Raw genomic sequence first — 16,371 nt, forward strand, 5'->3', positions numbered from 1 at the left:
CCTTATTCGGCTATCGACTCAATTGGAATTAACGGATCCCTTTTTAAAGAACGGTGGACACTGACTCATTTAGCCCGAGTTTCTGATTTAGCTCGAGTTTGACAGATCGCTTCCGTCCCATTTGGAAAAGTTAGCTCACAATGCATGCACATGGCTCATTTGGAGTAAAAAACGGTGGTAATTCTGGTAACTTTAAGATAGTTTGAGGTCAAACTAAAACACGGCAAACAAAGAATTTTAAAAAGTGAGGAATACTGTGACCAATGCAGTGATTGTGGACGTAGTTAGAACACCGGGTGGACGCCGAAATGGAAAACTCTCTGGTTGGCACCCAGCGGATCTCGCAGCGCAAGTACTTAAGGCGCTCGTTGAACGAAACGACATAGATCCAGCTCTAATAGAAGATGTCATCATGGGATGTGTCATGCAAGTTGGAGCACAGAGTTTAAATGTCGCCAGAAATGCTGTCTTGGCAGCGGGTTTTCCAGAGTCAGTATGTGCCACTTCGATCGATCGCCAATGCGGATCCTCACAACAAGCTGCTGCATTTGCAGCTCAAGGAATTATCTCTGGCTTCCATGACATAGTAATCGCCGCCGGGGTTGAAGCGATGTCTCAAGTGCCAATGGGATCGTCGGCTATGAACGGTCCCGGTAAGCCCTTTGGCCCAATGGTTGGAGATCGCTACCGCGAGCAGGGAGGTCTTGTAAACCAAGGCATCTCTGCAGAGATGATCGCTGACCAATGGAACCTCTCAAGACAAGATCTAGATACCTACAGCTTGCGAAGTCAAACATTTGCTGCTCAAGCGAGAGCAGAAGGACGGTTCGATCGTGAAATCATTCCAATCGAAATCAAAGATAGCGAAGGCAATCTAACTGGCGAAGTTCAAAGCTCCGACGAAGGCATCAGGGCCACAACCATGGAAGGCCTAGCCAATCTCAAACCCGCATTCAAAGAAAATGGCAAGGTAACAGCTGGCAACTCCTCTCAAATTACCGATGGAGCTTCGGCTGCTCTGATTATGAGCGAAGAGATGGCTAGTCGACTAAATCTCACTCCACGAGCACGTTTTGTCTCATTTTCGCTGGCTGGGGTAGATCCAGTCACAATGCTCACAGGTCCGATCCCAGCTACCAAAAAGATATTAGAGCGAACAAAGATGACGATGGACGACATAGATCTCGTTGAAATAAACGAGGCCTTCGCCTCGGTAGTGCTGGCATGGGAGAAGGAGCTTCATCCAGATATGGCCAAAGTAAATGTCAACGGAGGCGCAATTGCCCTGGGCCATCCACTTGGGGCCTCGGGAACCAAACTTTTGGCTACTCTATTGTGCGAACTTGAGCGAACAAATAAAAGATATGGCCTTCAAACGATGTGCGAAGGCGGCGGCATGGCCAATGCAACCATCATTGAGAGACTAGGATAGTCACCACCGTATTACCCACCCAAAAGGCATCTTTATGGGCGAGTAGACAAAAGAGCAGAACCTCCAACTTGAAATAAATTTAACCAATACCGATCAACTTTCGATCGAGCCTCAATTGGCAAGTTGGAGGTTTCTTTTTCTCCATTTTCGGGCTATTTCAGGATCTATTGAATCTCTTATTGAGCGAGATTATCGCTGTCGCCAGCAATAATCGATCTTGCCCAGGACCAACTCCAGGAGACAATTATACAATTCAAAATCAATTATTTCGGGTGATATCTTTTGACTCTCATTGCGGTTGCTGTAACTTACATGGCTTGAGGGCAGAACCTAATATCCAAAAAGGTAAAAATCCACTAGCTCAATTGCCTCCTAGGTCAATGCTTCTAAAAGATATGAAGTCCTCATCCGAGCAATTTGAAGCAAAGTCTCTTGCCCTCTTGGCATATGGCGTGACTGTGGCAGGATCATCTGATCTACTTTTTTTCCGTGAGCAATAGCTGCCTCTAGGAAATACGCTGTATTTCTAAAGTGAACGTTCTCGTCTATAAGTCCGTGGATAATAGCGAGCTTTCCTTTCAATGATTCGACGTAGTTAGTCACATCGGCTATCTCATAGGCGGGACCCTCGTTCACGGGGGTTCCCATATATCGCTCCGTATAGGCGGTGTCATAGAAGGAAAAGTCCACAACTGGGGCACCTGCTACCCCTACTATAAATCGATCTGGATGTTTGGTCAGTGCACTAAGGGTCATAAATCCTCCGTAAGACCATCCATAGATCCCAACACGATTCGGGTCAATCCCAAATCGCTCACTTAGATAGTCAATACCACTAATCTGATCCTCAAGCTCGATCGTTCCGAACTTTCGACTAAGTTTCGCCTCGAAATCTAGGCCCCGGCCATAGCTACCTCGATTATCAATCTTGGCTACGACGACTCCCCTAGACGCTAAGTATTGAGCCTCTAAATCTATAGTAGAACTCCATGAATTGGTCACCCGCTGGGCATGTGGGCCTCCATAAACCGAGATCACAAGTGGCAGACCCCTAGGATTTCGATCCCCAGGAAGGTAAAGATGGCCAATCAATCTGGTTCCATCAACGGCGTCAAATTCAAAACGCAGAGGTGATGTTAGTGCGAGTTGCTGTGGCGTTAGAGGCTCGTCGCCTAGGTCGAGAAGGACTTCGGAGTCGAAACTCATCACGCGCGAGATATAGGAGTGCGATAGGCAAGAATAGATATCTAAAAATGCTCTGTTTTGAATCGATACAACACAGTCATGGACGCCCTCGCCGCTGGTCATAAGTTCTGGCGCTCCACCAGATATATGCACTCTCGATAGGTCTCTAGCGCAGGGATCCACTATTGTACTTACGAAATAGATGTAGCCGCTCTCCGGATCGAAGTCAACCAGAGAGGTCACCATCCACTCTCCGAATGTGACCTGGTCGACCACGCCATTCGAGTTATAGATCGCGACGTGACTAAATCCCGAACGCTCAGTAGTTGTAATAAAGCGGTTCGCATCAATTGGAAGCACACTTGAGGGCAAATTGACCCAAGGCTCGAGCTTATCTTCTATCCGCGCCACCACAGCTGCTGTATCGCAGTCAACAAAATGCCAGGTTAAGGTGGTCTGTCTCCTATTTAATGTTGCAACTAAGAGCGTTTTGGAATCTAACCAAGAGACCTTGGCTATGTAGTCCTCGCTGTCGGTCTCTAAGTCAATTGCTCTTGGGCTACCCTTTTTTACCCCTAGCGACTCCACCTCGTCTATCAAGATTCCAACTTTAGCATTTGGCGCTCCTGCAAAAGGGTAGCGATGACTTTCAGCTCGAATCTCTTTGGCTCCATAGTGAAATATCCAAAATGGCTCGACTCCCGATTGGTCCACAACGCAGTATGCGATGCGACGTCCATCGCCAGAAAGCCAAAAGCCCTCGAGTCGATCAAGCTCTTCCTGGGCCACAAATTCTGCTACCCCAATGAGTTGACCCTCACCTTTGACTTCATCGATTGTGGTCGATTCACCCCCAGATAGATCAACCCGATAGAGTCTTTTTCCATCTGTGCATACCGCAGCATCATTGTCAAGATCCAGTTCAATTCGCTCAATCGATTCACCTTCAAACTCGTAACTGACTCGGGCGAGATCGGGATCGTAGATTAGATAGTGGCCACCAACATTCACCAAAATAAGCGACTTGGTATCGGATTCAAAGAGGACAAATCCACTCACGCCGTTACCCGAAAGACGTAGCCTCTCTCTCCTTAGCTCTTCGGCTAAAGTTGGTGAGGCGGAGCTATCCTCACCATCGATCAAGACTTCGACTCCGCCGCCATCTAGATCTCCTCGACAAAGCGAAAGATTATTCGAATCGCTGGATCGCGCCATCAAAAAGTAAAGATATGGCGAATTCTTTGAAAATGTAGGAGAGATTGGAACAGTCGTTCCTGGATAGGGCCGCTTGGCTAGGGTCTCAAGGTCAAGAACAAATTCATTTAGCACCTAAATAAACCTAATCGCACCATCGACTTTAGGGCCACTTACCAATTTCAGTGATTGTGATAGCCATTGACCTATCTATATCGCGTAGCCATATAGAAACCGCCAGCCAAAAAGACCAGTCCAACCAGTAGGTACCAATTAGAAGCCCCTCCAGGAAGAACTCCCAAATAGTTGACAAAGAGGAAAATAAAGCCAAGAATCAAAAATGATATCAAAAGATAGGCCATCCATCGAGGAGACTTCTTTTGCGAAGTTGGAATTGGAGGCGTGTAGCGCTTTGAGGAGGTCGTGGACCTATTTTTCGAAGAGACGTTATGACCCCCTTTGTTAGCCCCAACAGTTTGCCCTTTGCGAGTTCGTGCCATCTAATAAAATCCTCTCGTTCGAAATTAATCATCTTCATCAATGCCTAGAGTCCCTCGCTACAAGATCTCACGTTAGGATCTAAACATGTCTAATCCCGCGCGAATTCTCATGATTGACAACTACGACTCTTTCGTCTTCAATTTAGTTCAATACTTCGGAGAACTTGGTGCTTACGTAGATGTAGTACGTAATAACCAAATATCAGTTTCGGAAATTGCCGATCTAAATTACGACGGAATCGTAATCTCTCCTGGTCCAGGCAGTCCAATCGACGCTGGGATATCGCTTGATCTGGTCGTCGAGCTTGGCCCAACAACTCCAATTTTTGGTGTTTGTCTCGGCCACCAGGTAATTGGACAAGCATTTGGAAGTAATATCGTACGCGCGCCAATACCAATGCACGGCAAGACATCCATGATAAACCATAGTGGCACCGGCATCTTCGAGGGAATTAAAAGCCCACTAAAGGTAACTCGATATCACTCACTGATCGTAGATGGCGCCTCTATCCCTGAAGATAATCTAATCGTAACGGCCACGACCTCTGATGGATTGATAATGGCAATGGCCCATAGTATCTATCCCATGCATTCGGTACAATTTCACCCTGAATCTATCTTTAGCGAATCTGGCAAGGAGCTAATTTCGAACTTCCTAACAATTGCAAGAAAGTTCTCCCTTGCGCCAACTACAAGCTAGAACTTTGCCACGAGATCAAACTAATCACTAAAGTTGCCATTAAGGTGGGAAAGCGAAAATTCAAAAGCTCACCTCTTTTGACAACGTCGCCTCGATCATAGCTGAAGATAATTTCTCATCTCAATGGCGGCACCTTGAAAAAGACAAGATACCGCCATGAGCTAGTTTGAAATAGCAGTTATCCGGCTGCGGTAGTGGTCGTAGTGGTTGCTGGAGCTGCGGTAGTGGTCGTAGTGGCTGCTGTGGTTGTAGTTGACGTCGTTGTAGCTGGGCTTCCCGGCCCAGTTGAAACCACAATATCCACGCTTGAGTTCGGCGCCACAGCGGTTCCTGCCGGTGGATTTGTTGAGATCACGTCGCCATTTGGAACCGAATTGGAAGATTGATTGGTTGTATTCCCAAGGGATAGACCAGCAGTTCCAAGAGCGTTAGCTGCTTGTGCAGAAGGCTTACCAGTCACATCTGGGACACTAATGGTCGATGGACCATTAGATACCGTCAAAGTAACCGTTGATCCGGCTGGCACCTTAGAGGCTCCAGTAGGGTTCTGTTTAATTACCGTCCCGTTAGGGCTAGATGAATTTACATATGTTGTAGTGATTGAAAAGCCAAGGGGTACCAACTGAGATTCTGCATTGCCAATCGTCTGATTGGTCACATTTGGCAACGTTACTAAGGCTGCCCCTGAAGAAACCTGTATTGAGACGCTGGTCCCACTCGAAACTGATGAACCAGCCACCGGAGATTGAGAGAGCACGGTTCCAGATGGCACCGAACTTGACTGTTGGTAGTTTATTTTAAAGCGCAGGTGCGACGCTCCAAGAGAAGTCGTTGCGCTAGAAAGCGTATCACCTACCACACTAGGAACCGATACCGAAGCAAGGGTTGTATTAGTGGTAGAGGGGTTATTGCTCTTATGGCCTTGAACCAACCTAAACAAAAAGAAAAAAAGGCCAAGGACAATGATCGCTGCCAAAATGGCTACCACCGTCCCTGTATTTTCTCTCCTTCTCTTTGGCGGAGCCGGAATTACAGGAATTATGGTCGTTCGTTCAGCCTCATTCGAGGCCATCATAGTTGTTTGAGAGTAACCTGAAACCTCAGACATCACCGTAGTGGTATCGCCATAGTCAGGCATAACTCGATCTCGTGCCGCATCGACAGGACGCCCTTGGATAAACCTAAGCAAATCAGCTCGAAAATCCTGAGCCGTCTCGTATCTATCATTAGGGACTTTGGCTAAGGCTTTATCAATTATCGCTACCAAAGCAGCCGGAGTCTCACTCCGCAGTCTTGACACCGACGGAGTGGGCTCATTGACTTGCTTCATCGCCACAGAAACGGTCGAATCACCGCTAAATGGCGGCTTGCCAATGACCATTTCAAATAGAACTACCCCAAGTGAATAAACATCGCTGCGGCCATCTAGAACCTTACCTTCGGCCTGCTCTGGAGATATATAAGTCGCTGTCCCCATGACAGATCCGGTCTGAGTTAGATCTTCATTGGCACTCTGGGCTCGAGCGATCCCAAAATCAGTTACCTTTATGTGACCATCCGAGGTAATTAGAACATTTCCGGGCTTGATATCTCTATGAACCACACCATGGCGATGGGCATAGCTAAGCGCGGAAGCGACATCCGCAGCGATAGCTGCAGCATAATCAAACGAAAGCGTACCGCTCTTTCTGATCAAAGATCCGAGCGTTTCTCCTTCAATCAACTCCATGACTATGAAATAGGAGTTCTCGCTGCGCCCCCAGTCAAAGACTGAGACAATGTTTGGATGGCTAAGATTCGCTGCGGCTGTTGCTTCACGTCGAAACCGCTCCACAAACGCACTAGACGTACTCAACTCCGGAAATAAGACCTTAAGGGCAACCAAACGATCTAGTAGCAGGTCGCGGGCACGAAAAACGTCTGCCATTCCTCCACGGGCAATCTTGTCGACGATCTCGTATCGACTTCCATAAGGCTGAGCCACTTTTCTGTTTACCCTCCAACTACCGAACTGGTATTAACAGCTGCACTTAACATAGCCTTGACTACTGGTCCCGCGTATTGAGCACCAGTTGAATTCGAACTCATACCTGGTTGTGCGGGAACGACCACCGCGACGGCTATCGTCGGGTGATTAGCTGGAGCAAATGCAACCATCCAATTATCGTTTCCATTTGGACTTGACTGGTTCGAAGCCAACAAGTTTAGCTGAGCCGTCCCAGTTTTAGCCGCAATTGCAACACCGGGTATTGCAATTCCACCGGCTGTTCCAAATCGAACCACGCCTTCCATTAGCGAAGTAACCTTGGCGGCTGTCGCGGCCGAGGTGGCTACCAACCACGGATGATTTTGATATTTCTTGACAACGTTTGCTTGCGGACCAGTAATCTCACTCATCAAATGCGGCGCCATAATTACACCATGATTAGCTATGCCAGCAGTTGCCAACGCCATCTCAAGTGGAGTAGCTGCCACGTCATACTGACCGATCGCTGAATAGGCTAGCGTCGGTAACCTGGTGGAAAAAGATGCTGCCGAAGGAAAGGTAGCCGATGCTACTCCATAGAGATCAAGGGGCGGTGTTTGATTAAAACCAAATGACTTCGCTTCACTTGCCAGAGAAGAAGCACCTAGGTCTAATCCGATCTGGCCGAAGCCGGTATCACATGAAACCGCCAACAAGATTCCAATTTGGCCACCGCAGACTTCATAGGCATAGTTATGGAGTCGATTAGTAGTGTCTGGAAGAGCAATCGAACTTACATGGGGATAAGACTTGACGGCAAGAGATGGATTGTGATCGTAAACCGCTGATGAAGTTACAATTTTGAAAGTTGACCCTGGAGGATATCTACGTCGATAGGCTCGGGCGAGCATAGGTTGGCTGGGATCTTTAATATAGCTATTCCAAGCTTTCGTCTCGGTCGTTCCAGAGTGCGACGAAAGCAGATTGGGATTATACGATGGATTCGAATACATCGCTAATATCGCACCCGTAGATGGATCAATCGCAATAACAGCTCCGCGCAACTTACCCAGAGCGCTAGCGGCCACGCTTTGGAGCTTTGAAGAGATAGTTAAGGTGACATTATCGGGAGCTGTCGTTGGATTTAACAGAGATGACAAAGAGTTAGGCGTTACACTATGAGGCGTTAGGTAGGAGTTGTAATATGCTTCAATTCCATCTTTTCCGTACAGAATTGAATCATAACCACTGATATCGGCATAGAGTGGCCCGTTGGGGTACTGTCGTTGATATTTATAGACGTCAGTAGATTTAACTGTATCAGCCACGACGGCACCATCTGCGGTGAGAATTGCACCCCGGTTTTGTGAAAATTGAGTTGTTATATTTCTAGAATTTCCTGGAGCGTTAGCTAGAGAGCTTGCATCCAAAAATTGAATTCTATTCAACTGAACAAATAGACCCAGAAACAAGACCATTAAGAAGATTCCAAGAAGGCGAATTCTGCGCTCCATCATCCTCCTCCGCTAACCAATGTCGGAGTAGTTGAGGAAAGAGTTGAAGTCGTGGCGGAATAACTCCTAACCTGGGAGGTCAAATTACTGATATAGTTTCGCGCAGCCGAGAGAGAGGTCTCTGCCACACCGGCCTTTATTTGGACTACATACGAATTGGGCAAGGCGTTCAGTTTGATCTTTTCAACCTCAACCACCTTTGGCTTGAACCACAAAATTCCCCCGGGACGACCTTGATAGATCACAACATTAGAGGTATTGGAAGCACCGACAAAATAACTTCCGTTCACATAGGAGTTGATGCCATAGGCTCCAACCCCCAGAATGACCAAAAGTAGGATTAAAAAAGCAGCAATCCTAAGGTACATCCCAGATTTATGAAACTCCGACTTAGATATCGGAATTGGGATAGATTGCAACATTGGACCACGAAGAGATGCGTCCTCGCCTTCGATCTTTACCACATGAGGAGCAAAACGTATCAGCGGCGAAGCGGCCACTCCTTGACTGTGAGTCTCTAGATCGCGAATCGACTCGTCGCCAATTGGTGCCAACGCAACAACGACAGCGGAGGCGTTATCTACGCCCCCAGCCAAAACAGCTGCCTCGACAACCTTAGATGCTCCGTCTTGAGCGGATTTGGATCTACGCAAAATTTCTGCGATCTCCAAATCACCTAACTCATTGGTCACCCCATCCGAACACAAAATAACCTGGTCTCCTGGGTCTAGATGTATCTCCCAGAGATCTGGCCCAACGGTCTCATCTACCCCCACGACCTTAGTCAAGACGTGACGCGACCTCGAGTGGGCGACTTCATCCTCGCTCATTCGACCGGCACGCATCATCTCTTCAACCCAAGAGTGATCCACGGTCAACTGAGTTATTTCACCTTTTCTCAAGAGATAGGCCCGCGAGTCGCCAACATTTAGCAGATATGCCTTGCGGGGACTCTTTTCCCCTTGGATTTCCTCCAAGACGAGGCTAACGAAAGTTGTGCCCATGCCATGGAGGTCGGGGTTGGCCATACCCATCGTAAAAACCATCTCATTTGCATAAAAGAGAGCGCTCTGGATTGCGTCAGAGTCCAGTTCACTTTGGTTCACTCTCTCAGTAAAGGCGTCGACTGCTATTCGGGCTGCGGTCTCGCCACCATTGGCTCCACCCATACCATCGGCCACTATAAAGATCGAACCATCAGCAAAGACATGGTCCTGGTTGTCTCGTCTGACTTTTCCAGTGTTGGTAGCACTACCCCAATCCACAAGGGCCATCAGATCACTTCCATGCTAGAGTGACCAATCGAGATTCGATCTCCCTTGGAAAGGGGCCTTGGAGTGTTGATCCGACCGGAGTTTACAAAGGTACCATTGGTTGAACCCAAATCCTCGACATAGAGGACGTCGTTGTCTACCCACATTCGAGCGTGCACAGACGAACCAAATTCATCGTCCCCCAAAGAGATCGTGCATCCACTGGAACGACCAATTGTCGTCAATCCGTTGATATCGAAGATAAGATCTTCCCCAACACCGTCTCTTTTAAACTTCACTTGAAATCCGCTTTTTGCTTGTGACCTTCGTTTTGATCCAGATCTTCCCGATGAAGACGAAGTTACAGTTTTCTTAGCTTGATTGGTCTCACCACCGCCTTGTGATAAAACTTCAAATTCGCTCTGTGACTTCTCCTTCCTTTGTAGATCATTTGTTCTGATTTGAACCCAAACCGCCCTTATAACTCTTAGAAAAAAGAGCCATATAAGGGCAATTAAAACATACTTAAATAGATCCAGCAGCCCTATCGGCATAGGTTATTGACGTCCAATTTTAATTCGAACCACTCCGAACTCTATAACATCCCCATCATCTACGGATATCTGGGAAATTCGCCGTCCATTAACTTTAGTACCATTTGTCGATTCGAGATCTCTAAGCGTCACTACCCCATCCTTATTCAGGGATATCTCCGCATGATTTCGAGATATCTTAGGATCATCGATTACTACCGCACAAGAAGGAAGACGCCCTACGGTGATAGTTTTTTCCGTGATCGGCACCCTAAGTCCGTTGGGCATTTCAAGATATAAGTGACCTAAATAATCTGGATCTTCTATGTATCTTGACTCAATTGCAAATGTACCCCGAGGAAGGTCTTCGTCAATTTCAATTCTCAATGCCGGGAAACCGACGAACTTATATCTATGTTCTTTAGCAGTCTGTTGAACCAGTGCAAGCAATTCGGAGTTGAGAGCAGTCGCGATATCGGAGAGGCTATGCCAATCCGAAGAACTCAACGCAACTAAATAATCATTTGGAACAAGGGGTCCGCGCACGCCAATGCGCTTTTCGAGTTCCATATGGCGCGAAAGCTTCTTGCCAATCTCAGATGGTTGGATGCCCTTTCGTGAAAAGCGTCCAAAGGCCCCTTCCACTAAATGTTCGAGCCTATTTTCAATATCGTTTAGCCCCACGGCTATATGATAGTTCATAATTACAATGACGCCATTTAGTGCAAGATAATACCTGATACTTTGCGAATGATTACTTAATTAGCCCTCATTTATCTAGAGATCTCCTATTAGCCCATAGAGCCTGTAATCCTCCCGCGATTCCCAAGCGTTCGGGTCTCATCCCAAAAGACTTAAATGTGCTCGCCTTAATCCCTAGCCTGGGAATGAGTTATCTCATAGCATCTCTATAGAGACAACCAAAGATGAACCTTCGTTTGATAATTGCCAGAGTGAAATGACCACCTGGAATTTGAGGCAAACCTATAATCTTTACAAGTGAAATGAAATAGTGACGCCAATGACATGCTCCGCCAATCACGACAAAGTCTCTAAAATGACCCTCGTAGTGCCATCTATCGGGCGATTCCCAAGTTACCTGGGCGCTGTCGATCGCGGATGGGATGGAGAAAAGACCCTTTTTCGCTCATCCAAGGATCTAGTTATCCTGGCGGAACGGGATCCAAACTTAGTGCTTGCCAAAATGGCTGATCGCTCCAAAGAAGGAGTTCGCTATAACGAAGATGGAAGCACTAGTGCAAGAGCTCCCGCACTTCATCGGTGGATGTGGGATAGAGAATTTGTAGGGAGAATCACTCTCCGCCTGCCAACTGTTGGCTATGAGGAGTTGCTGCATCAAATAGGCCACATTGGCTATGAAACGATGGAGTGGAAACGAGGTCAAGGTTATGCAACAAAAGCTCTTTTCCTGATGCTAAATGTGGCTTCCAAAGAGGGGATGACCAACGTGGAATTAGTGACAAAGACCAACAACATCGCTTCGCAGCGTGTCGTTACAAATAACGGCGGAATACTTATTGAAGAGTTCAACGAGTCGAAGCGTCTTGGCGGTGGAAAAGTATTTCGTTGGCGGATCGACCTCTCGGAAAGTCCTAGTATCTCCACGAGTGATTGAAGAAATTTACAAACTTCTATTTGGCTAACGCCCCAATAAACCGCAAAGGGCCGAACTTAACTTCGGCGACAAAGACCAACCAAATCATACAATGAGGTCATCTAAATCGCCGAATTGAACCCAAAAGAGTCGTGGTCCCAATTACGAAGTAGTGTCGGTAGAACATCGCTTTCCCTGTTGGTCATGGCCCCTATCCACCTAGGTGAGACCACTTGAAGATCAACAATACTTACAGAACGACAAAACAGCGGCGTCAAAGTTGCTAGTGATCTCTTAGCTGGGAGTCAAAGTTGCCTAGTCGCCAAGTGCGATCGGAGGAGCTAAATCGGTAAATCCAGATTAGCGACTTTAGATCGCCAACCTAATATATCGATCATGCACCGAGGTCGAACTCTTCACCGGTTCGAACACAGCATAAAAGCAACGAATATCTGCCTCAAAGAAAAAGACAATAAAGATATATCAGGCGGACTTCCCTCAGAGCTCGAGATTGCCAACGTGTAGTGCTTAGTGTCGTTTCTTGTGGCATCGATATAAAATCCTATGGGGGATTAGTCAACTATAGTAAAATCCAAGCTAAGAGAGTAAGCCTTTGTGGCGCCCGTGCGAAAAGAATCACACGTCTTAATGCACGCTGAACTCTAAGCGACTATTTCCACTAATACGACGCCATTAGATCAACAGAGGCGTCAACGAAAAGCCGCCCCTACAACGAAGGGATCCTAGTGAATATGGCAAAATTTATAAGCTATCATTCGCGCTATGGTCCAAGAGGCATGGCCGTACGACTAGTGACGACACCTTCTTGGCGCTACCTTATTTAGGTGGTTTTAGTTCCTTGATCAAACACCCAGTAAGCGCCAGACATCAGGCGCCGTCCAGGCTCGGGGCATAGGAGAGCTACCCAAGCATCACCAAAGAGCAAACCTCTCCGAGTGGGTAGTGAGAGACGTAAGCGTCAATGGTGGGCGAAGGGGGACTTGAACCCCCACGTCCTTTCGGACACAGGAACCTGAATCCTGCGCGTCTGCCTATTCCGCCACTCGCCCAACTCAACAAAACATGTTAGTTCCTATCTGGTCCCACTTGCGCACGCCACGATGGCAGATTCCTTTTATCGTAAAAATTCTTTCAGATAGATGCGACGAGAAAGACTAAAATAACGAGCGCACTTTTGCAAAACTAGGTCAAAGAGCTAGAAAACTTCATAGATAAACGATTCTCCGTACTACGGGTATCCCTTTGACGGAAATCTCTAAAAAGACTAGGCAGGGAGGAGAAAGTGGCGGAGAGGGAGGGATTTGAACCCTCGGACCCAGTTTCCCGGGTCAACTCATTAGCAGTGAGACCCATTCGACCACTCTGGCACCTCTCCAAGCCAACTAAAAGTTTAGTAGGTTTTTTCCTAGGTTGTGAAGCCTCTTTAGTCAAAATCGCAATGATATACATTATCTTCTTTCACAATTGGCGAATTTGCCAACTAAGATCACCGAAGGTATTGCAGACCCATAAGCATAAAAGCAAGCTTGAAAGGCCAAAATGTCTAGCCCGTTGACTGATCTTCAATCTGTCGTTATGGGACTCCTTCAGGGAGTCAGTGAGTTATTTCCTATCTCTTCTCTTGGTCATTCAGTAGTTTTTCCCGCACTTTTTGGTTGGAACAACCTAGTTGCCGCTCAAACCGCAAAGCACTCGTTTTTCCTAACGTTCCTAGTGAGTCTCCATGTTGCCACGGCTTTGGCACTGATTGTCTACTTTAGGAACGAATGGGTAAAGATAATTTCAGCATTCTTTCGATCGATCAAAAAAAGACGTATTGACGACAAATATGAAAGATTGGCATGGCTCTTGGTGGTCGCCACAATTCCCGCTGGAATAGTTGGCCTCATCTTCGATCATGTTTTAAAGAGTCTCTTCGCCAAACCCCTTGCGGCCTCAATATTTTTAATTGTAAATGGTGGCATCCTGATCGCTGGAGAAGCGATCATGAGACGCGCGATTAAAAACAAGGCGACGATATCCGCGGAAGGCAGAGATTGGGCAGAGGGAGAACGGCCCCTAGCAACGCTTAAGCTCAAAGAAGGCGTAATAATCGGAGTTGCCCAAATTTTTGCTCTCTTTGCAGGAATTTCCCGATCGGGTGTCACCATGGTCGCCGGTCTTGTTCGCGGTCTGGACCATGAAGATGCCGCTAGGTTCTCGTTCCTTCTGGCAACACCAATCATTCTTGCAGCTGGACTTTATAAACTGCCAGAGGTATTTGGATCCACCGGCAACGGCGTTAGAGTTCAGATGCTCATAGGTGGCGTAGCTGCATTTATTGCCGCATTTATCTCAGTTTCATTTCTATCGCGATACTTCAAGACCAAAAATCTCCTTCCTTTTGCGGTCTATTCAATTGTGGCCGGTATCGCCCTAACAATTAGATTCTATTAATAACGAGGGTCGCATTGACTATTGAGTTCAATGGATAGATGCGATCTTAATTATCATCGCCTAGGTCGAAGGGAGACCACAAAACGTGAGCGCGCTTTGGATTGCGATATTTGCTCCGCTTGGTGCATTGGCTCGCTACTATCAATCCAACTTAGTGGCAGGCGCATTTGGAAAATCTTTTCCATATGCAACCCTCTCGATAAATGTCATTGGCTCTTTCCTAATGGGCCTTTTATTTTATTTCACTTTGGATCGCCTCAGCGTTTCACCATCTATTAGAGCTGGAGTGCTAACTGGATTTCTAGGTGCCTATACGACGTTTTCGACGTTCTCTATCGAAACATTGAGTCTCTTTCAAGAAGGTAAGGTCACCAAGGCAATCTCTTACTCGCTCATGTCTGTTATTTTAGGATTGGGTGCAGTTTATCTTGGAAGCGTCCTAGGTAAGAAGTAGTATTGCCATAATGATGATGATCCATGTCTATCTAACTGAAGGCGACCGCGAAAAAAGGGCTTCCTTGGCCGATGTAGTTCTACGCGAGCTGCACGACAACTCTCTGGCAACTGGTGCCACATTGCTACGCGCCGTTGGAGGCTTTGGAGAACACCGAGAGATCCACAAAGCTACAATTTTAAATCCAGAGGCACACCTTCCTTTGGTCATTGAATTCTTTGAAGAAAACGATGACGCAATGCGAGCCGTCAACTACCTAAAGAAGCACCCGGGCCTTAAAATTATCAGTTGGCCCATCACTATTCACCAATAGCCTTTGGTCTGGACAATCTTTCGACAATAAAGAGAAGCCTTGGGTCCTGATACCCATCTAAGGCTCTAAAACTACAGCGATAGATCCAATACAAAAGATCAAGTTGAACCCTTGTCCACCATCTTTAACTCGGCTCTCCTTACCATCATGTGCGTCACCAAGACCCCATAACCGATAAGTAACGCCTGTACGATAAGAACTTTTGGGTCTTTCTGATTTGGCACTGCTAGCGCCTTTATCAGATCAGAAAGACAAGCACCGCACCTCTGCTACCTGATAACTTTTTTAGGCCTGAGAATTAACACCTGAAATAAAGTTAAATAGTTTGATTAGCATTTTCAGGGAAACGCCACATCAAATGCCCAATGATGGATTCGATTGCGGTTCAAAAATCCACCTCTCAAAAAAGCGCCCAATCAAATAATTGTGGTCTGCTTAGCACCATAACCCGACCGTTGCATCTGAATGATAAATGGTGAGTCTACTCACTAGATGCACCTTTTTCAAGGTTCTTCCCTCGGGCTTCATTCTCACTCGCCCGAGGGTCGTTCTTGCCTCTTTGAGCACCGCCAGTATTGCTAGCGGTCTTACGTTCTCTCTTGCGATGATGAGTCATCCCATCATCGCAACTGCCGCCTGTACCAAATGGCCTGGGAACGGGCAGGGCGCTGGACCCAACTGGCCCACAACTGATAACCGACCAGTCGCGGATATTCAATGAAGCATTCTCATCTCGATCCACCTCAACATGACAAGTATCACAGATAAGTCTCTTTGCGAGCTTTGCACCCGTGAGTCTGCCTGTGCAGTTGTGGTGGATTTGCGACGAGGGAAAGAAGCGATCTACAACGACTACCTTGACTCCGGCACGTTCGGCCTTATAGGTAAGCGTTGGTTTGAAGGCTCCGAGTCCGGCATCAGATACCGAACGGCGCAATGCCCGTCTTCCCATACTTCGACCCATGGCAGCGATGTTAAGGTCTTCAATCTTAACTTCGCTGTAGTTATCCACCAGGTAACAGGTTAACTGATGGATACTTTCACGACGGACGTATACGGCTTTACGGTCTAACTTGACAAGCTTGGCTTTCGCTTGCCTGTGACCGTGTGATCCGGGTATCCGTCGGATGAGATTGCGCCCAACCCTACGACGCTCATTCATAGTAGCTCTGAGCGGAGCGGGGTTAGGAATAGCTGTCATGCTACCATTGCTGTCTGCGATAGTAGCAAGTGACCTTAGTCCTAGATCGACACC

General features: G+C 47.1%; 14 protein-coding genes, 2 tRNA genes and 1 pseudogene. 6 read left to right on the top strand and 11 right to left on the bottom strand.

The window, feature by feature from the left end; translation table 11 throughout:
- The first annotated feature begins 256 nt into the window (after positions 1-256).
- Positions 257-1,432, top strand: a complete 1,176-nt coding sequence (locus tag AXFE_RS03210; protein WP_052604450.1) for a thiolase family protein — start codon at positions 257-259, stop codon at positions 1,430-1,432.
- Between the two features lie 372 nt (positions 1,433-1,804).
- On the opposite strand, the gene AXFE_RS03215 is transcribed toward AXFE_RS03210, so the two are convergent.
- Both AXFE_RS03215 and AXFE_RS03220 read right to left on the bottom strand, forming a co-directional pair.
- A complete protein-coding gene (locus AXFE_RS03215) occupies positions 1,805-3,946 on the bottom strand; it encodes a S9 family peptidase (protein ID WP_052604451.1) in 2,142 nt (713 codons plus the stop codon).
- Between the two features lie 71 nt (positions 3,947-4,017).
- Positions 4,018-4,311: a cell division protein CrgA gene (locus AXFE_RS03220; protein WP_052604452.1), complete on the bottom strand. Its 294-nt coding sequence runs from the start codon at positions 4,309-4,311 to the stop codon at positions 4,018-4,020.
- An 85-nt stretch (positions 4,312-4,396) separates the two neighbouring features.
- On the opposite strand from AXFE_RS03220, the gene AXFE_RS03225 reads away from it, so the two are divergent.
- On the top strand, positions 4,397-5,011 hold the full coding sequence (locus AXFE_RS03225; protein WP_052604453.1) for an anthranilate synthase component II: 615 nt from the start codon (positions 4,397-4,399) through the stop codon (positions 5,009-5,011).
- 178 nt (positions 5,012-5,189) lie between these two features.
- Here the strand turns inward: AXFE_RS03225 and pknB are convergent, their stop codons facing one another.
- The 5 genes and pseudogenes from pknB to AXFE_RS03250 all read right to left on the bottom strand — a co-directional run bounded on the left by pknB (position 5,190) and on the right by AXFE_RS03250 (position 10,979).
- Positions 5,190-6,995 carry a Stk1 family PASTA domain-containing Ser/Thr kinase gene (pknB, locus tag AXFE_RS03230; RefSeq protein ID WP_052604454.1) on the bottom strand — a complete coding sequence of 602 codons (1,806 nt, stop codon included), beginning with the start codon at positions 6,993-6,995 and terminating at the stop codon, positions 5,190-5,192.
- Between the two features lie 8 nt (positions 6,996-7,003).
- Complete coding sequence (locus AXFE_RS03235) at positions 7,004-8,494, bottom strand: peptidoglycan D,D-transpeptidase FtsI family protein (protein WP_082058446.1); 1,491 nt, start codon at positions 8,492-8,494, stop codon at positions 7,004-7,006.
- A gap of 680 nt (positions 8,495-9,174) precedes the next feature.
- Positions 9,175-9,765, bottom strand: a pseudogene (locus AXFE_RS21305) (protein phosphatase 2C domain-containing protein); the annotation flags it as partial.
- On the bottom strand, positions 9,765-10,298 hold the full coding sequence (locus tag AXFE_RS03245) for an FHA domain-containing protein (protein ID WP_052604457.1): 534 nt from the start codon (positions 10,296-10,298) through the stop codon (positions 9,765-9,767). The pseudogene AXFE_RS21305 and the gene AXFE_RS03245, both read right to left, overlap by 1 nt.
- Positions 10,299-10,301: 3 nt before the next feature.
- The gene (locus AXFE_RS03250; protein WP_052604458.1) at positions 10,302-10,979 is read right to left on the bottom strand and encodes an FhaA domain-containing protein; all 678 of its coding nucleotides are present in this window, start codon (positions 10,977-10,979) and stop codon (positions 10,302-10,304) included.
- 355 nt (positions 10,980-11,334) lie between these two features.
- Between AXFE_RS03250 and AXFE_RS03255 the strand changes: the two genes are divergently transcribed.
- Positions 11,335-11,913, top strand: a complete 579-nt coding sequence (locus AXFE_RS03255; protein WP_160291712.1) for a GNAT family N-acetyltransferase — start codon at positions 11,335-11,337, stop codon at positions 11,911-11,913.
- A 962-nt stretch (positions 11,914-12,875) separates the two neighbouring features.
- Here AXFE_RS03255 and AXFE_RS03260 read toward each other — a convergent pair.
- Both AXFE_RS03260 and AXFE_RS03265 read right to left on the bottom strand, forming a co-directional pair.
- Positions 12,876-12,962, bottom strand: a tRNA-Leu gene (locus AXFE_RS03260).
- Between the two features lie 234 nt (positions 12,963-13,196).
- Positions 13,197-13,288: transfer RNA gene (locus tag AXFE_RS03265), tRNA-Ser, on the bottom strand.
- A gap of 164 nt (positions 13,289-13,452) precedes the next feature.
- Here AXFE_RS03265 and AXFE_RS03270 point away from each other — a divergent pair.
- The 3 genes from AXFE_RS03270 (at position 13,453) to AXFE_RS03280 (ending at position 15,116) form a co-directional block, all read left to right on the top strand.
- Positions 13,453-14,349, top strand: coding sequence for an undecaprenyl-diphosphate phosphatase (locus AXFE_RS03270; protein ID WP_052604460.1), 897 nt, complete (start codon positions 13,453-13,455; stop codon positions 14,347-14,349).
- An 85-nt stretch (positions 14,350-14,434) separates the two neighbouring features.
- The gene (crcB, locus tag AXFE_RS03275) at positions 14,435-14,803 is read left to right on the top strand and encodes a fluoride efflux transporter CrcB (protein ID WP_052604461.1); all 369 of its coding nucleotides are present in this window, start codon (positions 14,435-14,437) and stop codon (positions 14,801-14,803) included.
- A gap of 10 nt (positions 14,804-14,813) precedes the next feature.
- Positions 14,814-15,116, top strand: coding sequence for a DUF190 domain-containing protein (locus tag AXFE_RS03280; RefSeq protein ID WP_052604462.1), 303 nt, complete (start codon positions 14,814-14,816; stop codon positions 15,114-15,116).
- Positions 15,117-15,214: 98 nt separating this feature from the next.
- Here the strand turns inward: AXFE_RS03280 and AXFE_RS21010 are convergent, their stop codons facing one another.
- Positions 15,215-15,340 carry a hypothetical protein gene (locus AXFE_RS21010; protein WP_268749141.1) on the bottom strand — a complete coding sequence of 42 codons (126 nt, stop codon included), beginning with the start codon at positions 15,338-15,340 and terminating at the stop codon, positions 15,215-15,217.
- 257 nt (positions 15,341-15,597) lie between these two features.
- On the bottom strand, positions 15,598-16,371 hold a 774-nt coding region (locus AXFE_RS03285), incomplete at its 5' end, for an RNA-guided endonuclease TnpB family protein (RefSeq protein WP_152625835.1).

The sequence above is a fragment of the Acidithrix ferrooxidans genome, from assembly GCF_000949295.1.
GTDB lineage: Bacteria > Actinomycetota > Acidimicrobiia > Acidimicrobiales > Acidimicrobiaceae > Acidithrix > Acidithrix ferrooxidans.